Source organism: Polyangium sorediatum (genome assembly GCF_029946465.1).
GTDB classification, from domain to species: Bacteria; Myxococcota_A; Polyangia; order Polyangiales; family Polyangiaceae; genus Polyangium; species Polyangium fumosum.
Genome location: NZ_JARZHI010000004.1, coordinates 107,653 through 118,336, shown reverse-complemented (window position 1 = coordinate 118,336; position 10,684 = coordinate 107,653). Strand labels below are relative to the sequence as shown.

Annotated in this window: 12 protein-coding genes; 3 read left to right on the top strand and 9 right to left on the bottom strand. The window is 68.0% G+C overall.

Features of this window, described 5'->3' with window-relative positions; all coding sequences use genetic code 11:
* Position 1: 1 nt before the first annotated feature.
* Positions 2-1,189: a tetratricopeptide repeat protein gene (locus tag QHF89_RS06630; RefSeq protein ID WP_136970980.1), complete on the top strand. Its 1,188-nt coding sequence runs from the start codon at positions 2-4 to the stop codon at positions 1,187-1,189.
* Positions 1,190-1,261: 72 nt separating this feature from the next.
* A complete protein-coding gene (locus QHF89_RS50325; protein ID WP_465251808.1) occupies positions 1,262-1,912 on the top strand; it encodes a deiodinase-like protein in 651 nt (216 codons plus the stop codon).
* On the opposite strand, the gene QHF89_RS06615 is transcribed toward QHF89_RS50325, so the two are convergent.
* The 4 genes from QHF89_RS06615 to QHF89_RS06600 form a co-directional block, all read right to left on the bottom strand.
* Positions 1,909-2,943 carry a trypsin-like serine protease gene (locus QHF89_RS06615; protein ID WP_136970983.1) on the bottom strand — a complete coding sequence of 345 codons (1,035 nt, stop codon included), beginning with the start codon at positions 2,941-2,943 and terminating at the stop codon, positions 1,909-1,911. The two genes, QHF89_RS50325 and QHF89_RS06615, sit on opposite strands and share 4 nt — an antisense overlap.
* 266 nt (positions 2,944-3,209) lie before the next feature.
* Positions 3,210-4,709 carry a M14 family metallopeptidase gene (locus QHF89_RS06610; protein ID WP_284720161.1) on the bottom strand — a complete coding sequence of 500 codons (1,500 nt, stop codon included), beginning with the start codon at positions 4,707-4,709 and terminating at the stop codon, positions 3,210-3,212.
* Between the two features lie 64 nt (positions 4,710-4,773).
* Positions 4,774-4,896: a hypothetical protein gene (locus tag QHF89_RS06605; protein ID WP_269749880.1), complete on the bottom strand. Its 123-nt coding sequence runs from the start codon at positions 4,894-4,896 to the stop codon at positions 4,774-4,776.
* A 127-nt stretch (positions 4,897-5,023) separates the two neighbouring features.
* Positions 5,024-5,356, bottom strand: a complete 333-nt coding sequence (locus tag QHF89_RS06600) for a hypothetical protein (protein WP_136970984.1) — start codon at positions 5,354-5,356, stop codon at positions 5,024-5,026.
* Between the two features lie 123 nt (positions 5,357-5,479).
* Between QHF89_RS06600 and QHF89_RS06595 the strand changes: the two genes are divergently transcribed.
* Complete coding sequence (locus tag QHF89_RS06595; RefSeq protein ID WP_136970985.1) at positions 5,480-6,328, top strand: phytanoyl-CoA dioxygenase family protein; 849 nt, start codon at positions 5,480-5,482, stop codon at positions 6,326-6,328.
* A gap of 9 nt (positions 6,329-6,337) precedes the next feature.
* Here QHF89_RS06595 and QHF89_RS06590 read toward each other — a convergent pair whose 3' ends face one another.
* The 5 genes from QHF89_RS06590 to QHF89_RS06570 all read right to left on the bottom strand — a co-directional run bounded on the left by QHF89_RS06590 (position 6,338) and on the right by QHF89_RS06570 (position 10,611).
* The gene (locus QHF89_RS06590; protein WP_136970986.1) at positions 6,338-7,051 is read right to left on the bottom strand and encodes a hypothetical protein; all 714 of its coding nucleotides are present in this window, start codon (positions 7,049-7,051) and stop codon (positions 6,338-6,340) included.
* A gap of 132 nt (positions 7,052-7,183) precedes the next feature.
* Positions 7,184-8,419 carry a hypothetical protein gene (locus QHF89_RS06585; RefSeq protein WP_284720160.1) on the bottom strand — a complete coding sequence of 412 codons (1,236 nt, stop codon included), beginning with the start codon at positions 8,417-8,419 and terminating at the stop codon, positions 7,184-7,186.
* A 93-nt stretch (positions 8,420-8,512) separates the two neighbouring features.
* A complete protein-coding gene (locus tag QHF89_RS06580) occupies positions 8,513-9,091 on the bottom strand; it encodes a hypothetical protein (protein WP_136970987.1) in 579 nt (192 codons plus the stop codon).
* The gene (locus QHF89_RS06575) at positions 9,091-9,735 is read right to left on the bottom strand and encodes a hypothetical protein (RefSeq protein WP_136970988.1); all 645 of its coding nucleotides are present in this window, start codon (positions 9,733-9,735) and stop codon (positions 9,091-9,093) included. The genes QHF89_RS06580 and QHF89_RS06575 overlap by 1 nt, the downstream gene beginning before the upstream one ends.
* Before the next feature lie 42 nt (positions 9,736-9,777).
* Positions 9,778-10,611: an SIR2 family NAD-dependent protein deacylase gene (locus tag QHF89_RS06570; protein ID WP_284720159.1), complete on the bottom strand. Its 834-nt coding sequence runs from the start codon at positions 10,609-10,611 to the stop codon at positions 9,778-9,780.
* Between the last annotated feature and the right edge of the window lie 73 nt (positions 10,612-10,684).

Genomic DNA, 10,684 nt, shown 5'->3' with positions numbered 1-10,684 from the left:
GATGATCCCGAGGCCCCTCGCCCGCGCCCTGCGGCTGCCTTCGCTCCTCCTCTGCGTCGCGATGTTCTGGGCCTGCAACCGCACCCCCGAGCTCGCGCGGGAGCACCTCGCGCAGGGCGACGTCGCCCTCGCAGCGGGCCGTTACCCGCAGGCGCTCGCGGCGTACGGCCACGCCCGCGAGCTCGCGCCCACGGACCCGGACGTGCAACGCGCCCTCATGCGCGCGCGGGTCCACCTCATCGCGGAGAGCGCCGCGCGCATCGCGCCCGAGGCCATCGACGACGCTCGGTACGAGGCCGAGCTGCTCCTCGAGACCGACAAACCACGCGCGCCCGTGTATCTGACCGCGCTCGGCAACATCCTTTCCCGGCAGGGCGACGCCGAGGGGGCGAAAATGAAGTTCGCCGAGGCCCTCGCGATCGACCCGAGCTCGACGCTCGCGCATACCGCGCTCGGGCTCGTGTTCATGAGCCGCAAGGAGGACGCGGCGCGCGCAAAGTCCGAATTCCAGCTCGCGCTGAAGGTGAAGCCGGAAAACGCCGGGGCGCTCGTGGGGCTCGGCCAGATCGAGCTCGCCGAGGGCAACATCGCGGGCGCGGCCGAGCACCTGGAAGCGGCGCTCCGGATCACGGACAGCTTCGACGCGCGTTTGGCCCTCGGGCGCGCGCGGGCCACGCAGCAGAAGAGCGGCGAGGCGATCCCGCATTTTCAGCGCGCGGCGGAGCTCGACCCGAAGAGCGCCGAGGCCGTGGGTTCGCTCGGCCAGGCCTTGCTCGGCGCGGGCAGGCTCGAAGAAGCGGAGCGCGCGCTCCGGGCCGCGGCGATGAAACGCCCGGATCCGGAGACGCGCAATGCGCTCGGCTTCGCGCTCGTGCGGCAGAAGAAGGCGGCGGCCGCGCTCGACGTCTTTCGTGGCGTGCTCGCGGACGACGTGGCCTCGGCGCCCGCGCTCCTCGGGGCCGGCGTCGCGAGCGAGGACCTCGGGCAAAAGGAGCAGGCCCTCGCCTTTTATCAAAAGCTCCTCGGGCTCCCGGCGAGCGGCCCCGGCGGCATGGTCGCGGACCTGCAGCGACAGGCGCAGAGCCGGATCACGGCGCTCGCGGCGGCGCCGCCGCCCGCCTCGGCCTCGGCCTCGGCGGGCCCGGCGGCGCCGCGCCGTCGGAACGAACCGCAGCAGAATCCGTTTTAGCTCCTCGCGCCCGACAAACGCTCGATTCGTGGCCCTTTCACCCCCTTCGTGGGCGTGGTAAAGGAAGGGGCCATGACGCGAACGAAAAAAGCTCTGATCGCGGTCGGCGCGCTCCTCGTGGCGGGGGGCGCGGCGTTCGTGGGGTGGATGGGCCCGCGCAACGTGATCGGCATGTTGCGATACGACCAGCGCGAGGAGGGGCAGCTCAAGGTCGGCGAAGCGGCGCCGGACGTGGAGATGGTCGCGCTCGCGGAGGGGCGGCGGGAGAAGCTCTCGGCGTACCTCGGGGACAAGCCGCTCGTCTTGATCTTCGGCAGCTTCACATGACCGCCGTTCCGGCGCTCGGTCGAGCGTCTGAAGGCGATGGCCGGGCGTTATGGCAAGAGCGCCCGATTCCTTACGGTGTACATCAAGGAGGCCCACCCGACCGACGAATGGCAGATGGACGTGAACGAGGAGCAGAGCGTCTGCTACCCGCAGCCGCGGAGCACGGAGGCGCGCGTCGCCATCGCCGCCGATTTCGTGAAGCGATTCAAGTACGACATCCCGCTCCTCGTGGACCCGCTCGAGAACCCCGCGAACGCGGCGTATGCGGCGTGGCCGGAGCGGCTGTACGTGATCGACGAGAAGGGGCAGGTCGTTTACAAGGGCGGCATGGGCCCGTTCGAGTTCCACCCGGAGGAGGTGGAGGCCTGGCTTTCGCGTAGGTTTCCGGGGGATTAAAGCGAGAACTTCGTCCCGATCCGCGCGTAACTCGAGGCGATCTTCGCCGTCAGGCTGTTCTTGAGGTTGCAGACGCTCCCCGTCCCCATATCGTAATGGCTGTACGTGAGGCACGCCGTGTCCTGCGCGCACGCGAGGGCGCAGTACCGCCAGTCCGTGGTGAGGAACGAGTCATAGGTGCCCCCCGGCCGGTCGGTGCCGGTCTCGGAGATCAACCCGCCCGTATACTTCATCGTCTCGAGGATCCACGAGAGGTGGTACTCGACGCTCGTGTACTTGGCGTGCGCGCCCCATTCGAACGTGGTGCCATAAAGTACGCCGTGGACGACCCTCCGCCCCGTGGTCGCGTTCCACGTATAAAACGGTCCGCCCGAGTCGCCCTCGTTGACGTTCGGATCGTCGACGATCATGTGTCCATCGTTGTTGTCGGACGAATAGGTGTGGCTGATGAAATAGCGGAGGTCCTCGTCGGGGTTCGGCTGGCCCTCCAAGCAGGTCCAGGCTGGATTGCAGCTATCGTGCCGGCCCCGCCCGACGATGTGCCCCGTCACGTTGTTGCCCGGATACACGAGCGGGAGTTCCGCGGCGAGCGCGCCGGAGGGGATGTTCGCATCGAGCGTGACGAGCGCGATGTCGGCGAACTTGCCGTTGACGTCGTCGAAATCGTTGCTGGACGGGGAGACGCCCGGTCGGATGTCCACGTCGACGATGGTGCGCGTGGTCCCGGTCGGGAGCGGGCCGTCGTAGAACCGGACGACGTTGCCGGCCACAGGCATGCAATGGGCCGCCGTGAGCACGTGTTTCGCGCCGATGATGACGCCCGTGCAATACCCCGTGTACCCGGGCGCGGCCAGGCCCACCGTCGACTTCGCCAGGGCGCTGCCCGAAGAGACCGCGGTCCCGTCGACGATCGACGCGCTCACGGCCCCGATCTCCCCGTCCTCCTGCGGTGATTCCTCCGTCGAAAAAGCACACCCGGCAAGCGCCATACAAGCAACGACGGGGACGAAACGCGCGTGTTGGTCGATCATGATGAATGCTCCACTTGAAAGAAGGCCGAATACGTGTCGTGGAGCGACTCATCAACAGCCGTGCCAAGGGGCGAGCCATGCCTGACACGGAGGGGGACGAGGGCATTTTTCGCAGAAATGCGATCGGGGCGTGGAAAACCTGCCACCTGGACACAGCAGGTGCAGGCCCGAGCAGGCAGCAGGTGCAGGCCCGAGCAGGCAGCAGGTGCAGGCCCGCCCCTGCCCGGCGCCGCCCTCACGAGCACGGGTCACCCCCGCGCGGGCGCTCAGCGGACGCGCAGCACCGGGTGCTCGTCGCCGACGGCGGGCACCGGCAAGAGCCCGTTTTCGACGGCGCCGTCGTCGCTCTCCGGCTCGCAGAGGTACACCGCGATCGCGCCGAGCGGCTGGTCCGTATCGACGCGCGACCATCCCGCGGGCGCGGTCCGGCGGTCCTTCCGCCATTCCACGGCCACCTCGCCGACGGCCGCCGCTTCCAGGATCCCGCGCCCTCCCTCCGTCCCGAGCGACGTCACGCGCGCGACCTCGACGTCGTACACGCCCTCGGCCGCCCCGACGCGCAATCCGTGGCGGCGCAGGTGCTCGGCCACGGCGGGCGGGACGAGGTAGGCGCGGGGCCGATCGACGACGACGGTGCCCTCGAAACGCCCCAAATAAGGGATCTGCACCGCGACGGGCGCACCTTCCAAGGTGCGGGGCGAGCGCGTGAGGACCGAAACGGGCGCCTCCATGCGATCGAGGCGATAACGCACGGCGACCCGATCCGGCGGCGCGGCGCTCGACGCGACGACCTGGCGAATGTCGTCCGCGTGCTTCGCGGCCCAGGAGAGCGTCTCGATCTGCCACGCCGTCGCGGTGCGGACGCGCTCCTCGAACGGCAGGTAGCTATAACATTCGAGGAGCAAATCGAGCCGGTTCGTGAGGCCGCGGTAATTCGAGCCGAAGCGCGGATGGTGCGGATACGTCATCCAACCGAGGCCCACGTCCGTCCCCGCGTCGACCTCACCGCCCGCGTCGAGCACGCGCTCGTCCTCGACGAAATTGCCATACCATCCGCTCTCGAACCCGCGGGCGCGCACGGCGGCGATGACCTCCGGCACGAGGCGCTCGCGCATGAAATCGATCGGCTCGCGTCGCCCGGACGCGACGGTGTGCGGCACGTCGACGGTCATGTGGAAGCGATGCACCGAGCCGTTCGTCGCGTGGTTGTCGATCGTGAGGTCGGGCGCCCACGGAAGGCAGACGTTGTCCTGCAAGGCCCGCATCTCGGGCGCGGCCTGGCGCATGTAATCGCGGTTCAGGTTGATGCCATGGCTCTGCGTGCGCGTCCCGACCACGGGGCCGATCTGGCCGCTGAGCTTCTTCAAATCGAGCCGTCGATTGACGGGGTCGAGCGCGTCGTTGCCGTCCGGATTGAAGAGCGGGGCGACGAGCAGCGTGATCGTGTCGAGCCAATCGGGATGGCGGCCGTCGAGCAGGTCGCGGACGAGCGCGAGGCTCGCCTCCTTGCCCTCGACCTCGCCGGGGTGAATGCCGTCGAGCATGAGCACGACGGGGCGCTCTTTGCGCCGGGCCTCCTCGGGGGTGCGCACGTGGTCCTTCGAGAGGATCAGGAGCGGCAAATCGCGGCCGCCGGGCGAGGTGCCGAAGGTCGTGACGTGGAGGCGCGGGTCGTTCCGTGCTTCGAGCGCGCGCACGAAACGCATCACGTCGGCGTGGAGGGAGGTCTCGCGGAAGGAGGTGGACTCGGCGCGGGTGAGCAACATGCGGCGTGAAGTAGCACAGAACGACGGCCGCGTGGACGGGCCCCTCGTTATGCCGCCGCGCGATCTAAAGCTCGGACAGTTTTTTCCCGCCGGACGCCTGCTCCTCGATCGGCGGAGGTGGCGGCGGAGGCGGGGGCGGCATCCCGGGGAACATGGCCGAGCCGAGCACGAGGGCAATCCGGCCCATCGAGCGAAACGAATGAAGCAGGCGACGGACGAAGCGCCGCCAGGCCCTTCTCCGAGGGCTTTGCACCAAAGGCGACATCGCTTTCTCCTTGCTGTGGAATCGAAGGCCGCGGGAATGGCCGTCGAATTCAGCAAAGGAGCGCGCAATGGAGGAGCCAGCGATCCGCGGGGACGAACGAGGCGCTCGAATCCGCCGGGCGCGCAGTCGTCGCACGGACGAACGGGGCTGCCTGCGCGGGCCGGGCCTCGACCTCGACCGCGGCCTCTGGCGCCTCGGCGTTTTGCGACGCGACCTCGCGCGCCGCCGCGGCGTACTGTGCCGCCGCCCCCGCGTACGCGAGGAGCACCACCGTGTCCGGAACGACCTGCGCGGAGCGCGCCGGCGCCGCCGGTAGCATCAGCATGAGGCAGGCGAGGAGCACGCGGAGCGCGCGCACGATTCGCCAGGGGTGCGGATGCATGGGCGGAGCCTAAGGCGAGCGTCGCCCCGGCGCAACACCCGCTGCGCGCGACGGCTCGGCCTGCGCGGGCTTCCCCGCGGAGCCGTGGACAGCCGGGTCCGGGAGGGCTACGAGAATCGAGCCATGCCCCGGCCCATCGCCCCGTCCGCGCGCCGCGACGCCTTCGAGCGCGACGGTTTCCTCGTCTTGCCCGGATTCGTCTCGGCCGCATCGTGCCTCGCGCTGAAGCGCCGCGCCGAGGAGCTCGTCGACGCCTTCGACCCGGAGGCGCACCGCTCGATCTTCAGCACCCACGAGCAGACGCGCACCTCCGACGACTATTTCCTCGCATCGGGCGACAAGGTCCGATTTTTCTACGAGGAGGGCGCGCTCGGCCCGGACGGGCGCCTGCGCGTGCCCAAGGAGCGCGCGCTCAACAAGATCGCCCACGCGATGCACGATCTCGATCCGGTCTTCGATCGATTCTCGCGCACGCCTGCCCTCGCGGCGCTGACGGCCGAGCTCGGGCTCGCCCGTCCGGTCCTGGTGCAATCGATGTACATCTTCAAGCAGCCGCACATCGGCGGCGAGGTGGTTTGCCACCAGGACGCGACGTTCCTCTATACCGAGCCCATGACCGTCACGGGCCTGTGGTTCGCGCTGGAGGACGCGACGATCGAGAATGGCTGCTTGTGGGTGGTGCCCGGCGGGCACCGGCAGGGGCTCAAGAAACGTTTTTTGCGGGATGCGCGTGGGAACACGCGATTCGAGGTGCTGGATCCGGTCCCCCTCGTCGAGGACGGCGCCTTCCCCCTCGAAGTCCCGGCAGGCACGCTGGTCGTGCTGCACGGGCTCTTGCCCCATCGAAGCGAGGAGAACCGCTCGGCACAATCACGGCACGCGTATACGGTGCACGTCGTCGAGGCCGACGCGCATTACGCCGCGGACAACTGGCTCCAGCGGCCGGACCTGCCCTTGCGTGGGTTTTCCTGACGGCCTCTCTCAGCTCCCGCTGAGAATGCCGTACAGCTCCTTCTTCGTCGCCTCGTCGTCCGCATCCACGGCGACGAGCGTCGTCCCGACGAGCCGCGTGTCGCCATCGGCGACCGCCTTGTCAAAATGGACGATCTCGATCGCGAGCGTGCCTGCTTCCCCCGAGAGGAACCGGTGGTTGTACACGACGCCGCTCGCCGAGAGCCGGCCCCCCGAACGGCTGCCGCTGTTCGTCAGGCCCCACTTCTTCACGGCATCGTCGAATTTCGTGTCGTTGAAGAGCTCGTCGGTGGCCTTCTCCGGGGGGCAAATCGCGGCGACGTCCTTCGCGAAGGGCGCGAGATCCGGCGCGGGCTTCTTGTCCTGCGGCTCCCAGCCGAACCGGATCAGCGCGCCCTTGCCCGTCGTGATCGCCGGCTTCGGCGCGCCTTCGGACGCCTCCGCGAATGCGTCGATCCAGACGCGGGCCGAGCGCTGGTCGTCGTCCTTGCCCTTCGTGATCTTCAGGTACAACGAACGCCAGTTCTCGCCCTGATCCTCGCTCGACTCGATCGTCCAGCCCGCCTTCTTCAGGCGCTCCTCCGCGGCGCTCGCCGAGGCCTCCTTGCCTGCGGAGGCGTTCTTCGAATCGGCAGCAGCGCCGCCCGTCGAATCCGACTTGCTGCATCCGTAGCCGGCCGTGGTGAGAGCGAGCACGAGAACCAGGGAGTTTCGCAGGCGCATGAATCCTCTCGAAGGGGAATGATCAGACCCGGTGGAACCGAGGGTGGCGCCCCGTACCAGGCAAATCGTCCCGATGTCAAGATGGGCCTGCGTGAAAAACGCGCGGTGGGGGGGACAGCATCCCCGGGACGACTACGGATCCGGCCACAACTTCATCTGCGGATCCGGCCAGCGGAAGGGATTCTGCGCCGCGTTCGCGTTCGCGAAATCCGTCTGGCAGGAGGCGATGTTGTTGGGCTGGTTTGTCAAGGTCCAGAACGAGGCGCAGACGTTCTCTGAGATGAAGGTCCGGCATTCCTCCATCGTGTGCTCGCCCGGCGTCGGCTGGCTGTAATAGTTGCGCACGAAGTCCCATGCGATCTTCTGCATGTCGGCCACAGGCGCGGCGTCGATGCCCGCGGGGACGGCCGCGCCGACCGGCGAGGCGCGGAAGATCGACGCGTACGTGACGAGCGCGAGGTAATAGGCGCCGAGCGGCGTCATGTGCACGTTGTCGCTGAAGATCCTGTCGAGCTTCTGCGGCGTCGTGCCCGTGATGCCTTGCACTTCGTCGTTCAGGATCCGCTCCACGAGATCAACGAGCGCCGCGCCCGCGGGGAGCACCTCGACCCTCCCCCCCGCATGGCCCGCGAGCGAGAGGTTCACCTTCGTCGCCACGCATTCCCACGCGTAGAGCGCGTTCTTCTCGTGGTTGATCCACGTCGTCGGGGCATTCTTGTCGACATCGAGCCAGCTATGGTAAAACAGCGTACGCCCGGCCGGGTTGCCGTCGATCAATCGGTCGTGGAAATGGCGCAGGAAGCCGAACGTATCCTCCCACCAGATCGTGCCCAGGATGTCGTGTCGCTCCGTGATCACGAGCGTATCGTAGAGCTCGCCGGGCCCGAGCGTCTTCGGGGAGAGGAGCTCTTCGATCACGTTCATGTCGCTGCCTTCGCGGTTCTTCCCCGTGCTGTATCCGGGCCAGCCCGGCGCGTCGAAGCTCCCGCCTTTGGTCCTCACGCGGATGGGCGAGCCGATGCCGATCTGCTCGTTGAAATTGAAGTCCTTGCCGAGGCTCTGCGCGATGGTCAGGACGTGGTCCGGCAATGGATTGTCCGTGAGGCTGTGCCCGGACAGGAACATGCGCGCCGACATGCGCTCCGGGAAGTCCCCGCCCCCGCCGCCGCTGCCCATCCCGCCGGTGCCGCCCACCCCGCCGCCGCCTGCGCCGCCGCCTGCACCACCATTCCCGCCCGCGCCGGTCCCGCCGGCACCGCCCGTATTCGACGACGACGGGTCATCCGAGCATCCGGACGCCGCGACCACGGCAGCCACGCCCGCCAGCACGAGCGCAATCCACGGGCTCCTCCATCCACGATGATTCATGATCTCCTCCAGAAAAAGCAAGAACCGTAACGACTCGTTTGAGTCCTAACGGTCTATGCCATTCCCTGTCAAGGAGCAGGAACCGAGGGCTGGTTACCGCTTGCGTTTCCGCTTCTCGCCGAGCACCGCGCGTTTCGTGGCGAGGTACGCTCCCGCGTCTGCCTTCTCGCCGTACGCCCAGCTCTTCATGAGCGGTACGATCTCGTCGTCCCACGGGTCCGCGAGGCGCAGGCGCACGAAGTCCGCGTAGAGCGCCGAGAGTGAGGTCTCGAGGTCTTCGAGCAGCATCATGCGCTCGTAAAAGACCTCGTGTTTCTCGTCGTTCTTCTTGAGCTGCGTGGGCAACTTGAGGCCCGAGAGCGCCAGCGAATCGGCCTTGAGCGTCCAGGCATACTCGCGCTCCCCGCGCACGAGGCGCATCTTCGCCTCCTTCGGGAGCTTGCCCTGCCGGAGCGCCTCTTTCGCCTCCGGCGACGAGGCCGGAATCGCGCCCTTGAGCCGGCTCTCTTCTTTCTCCAGGACGAGCGTGATCTGCGCCTCCAGCCACATCGAGACCGGGTCGGCGCCCGTGGGCTGCAGGTTCGTCTCCTGCATCTCGCTCTCGAACCAGAGCCAGACCACGAATTCACGCCCCATGAAGCGGCGCCCTTCGATGAGATCCAAGAGCTCCATCAGCGCGCCTCCTCTTCCAATCGGGCAAGGATCGTCGGTTCGAGCCCGGCCATGGCCCGCGCCTCCTTGGCGTCGAGGCCGAGGCGATCGGCGGCCGTGCCCGGGCTCTCGGGCACGAGGTCGACCTTGAACGTGCGCTTGAAGAGGTCGTCGAGCAGGGCCGCGATACGCTCGGATTGGCTGTACAGGTGGAGGATGTTCGTCCGCAGATTCCAGACGACGTCGTAACTCTTGAGCGAAGGCACGAGCTGGCGCCGCAGCTTGCGCACGACCATCGTCTTCAACTCGGTCTTCGCCTGCCGGCCGAGGCGCTCGAGCCCCCTCTTGGCGAGCAGCGCCTGCTCGGCGTCGCGCAGGTGGGCCTTGAGCAGGGGGCCGGGGATGACCCACCGATCCAGGCGCAAGCCGAGACAAACGTACTCGTTGTAGAAGACCTTTTCGTGATCGAGGTCCGTGATGAAGGGATCCTCGATGCTGGCCCAGCCCGCGCCCTCGTTCTTCTCGTCATCGGGCGAGAGGGGCTGGAAAGCGTTGGCACGGATGCGCTTCAAGGTCGTTCCGGGAACATCGTCGGGAATGTCACCGGTGACGTAGAAGCGCGAGAACGTGAGGCTACCGCGGAGCGCACCCAAGGTGGCGCCCATGTACGAGCTTCGTCGCGCGGAGGCAAGAGAGTTGCGGTGTCGTCACGCCCATGCCGCGCCCTCGGCCAAGCCGAGCCGCTTGCACACCTCGACGAGCGCCACCTCCGCGCCGGCGGCGATGGGCATGATACCCGGCTTGCTGATGCGCGGCGTGGGATCGATGTTGAAGACGGGCACGCGCCGCGCGCGCGCGGATTGCGTCACGAGCTCGGTCACGCCGACCGAAAAGGACGTGCCCGCGAAGATCACGAGCCGCGCCTGCACCTTCGCGGCGTCGAGCACGCGGCTCCACTGGTAGTCGTCGTGCCCGGCATACACCTCGTCGAACCAGAGGACGTGCATCCGTAGAAACGCGCCACACGAAGGGCAACGCGGCACATTCGCCTCCACGGGGTTTGCCCGGAACGCCGTGAGGTCGACCTCGCTCGCGGCGATCGATCCCTCGAGCGCGCCGAGCTCGCAGCCGCTCCGGGAGCACCGATACCGATCGCTCGTGCCGTGGACCTTGACCATGCGCTTCGATCCGGCCTGCTCGTGCAGGGTGTCGACGTTCTGCGTGACGAGGAGGAAGTCGCCGCCCCTCTCTGTCTGGAATCGCTCGAGCGCCGCGATGGCGTGGTGCCCGGGGTTTGGCTTCGCGCCGGAGACCTTGTCGAATCGCGACAGATACCATTGCCACGAGCCCGCGGGATTCTCGCTGAAAAACGCGCGGGTGCCGAGCTCGGTGACGTCGCGCTTCCAGATGGCGTCGGGATCGTTTCCGCGGAACGTGGGAATTCCGCTGGCGTGGCTGACGCCCGCGCCGGTGACGATCAAGATCTGTTCGGGGTGCGTGGACCGCACATCGTCCGTGAGCGCGTCGAGGGCGTCCTGCATGCGGAGGACGTTAGCACGGAGAGCGGGCGCGAGGAGCGTCGAGGAGAACGGAGCAGCCCCCCCCGGGGCGGCT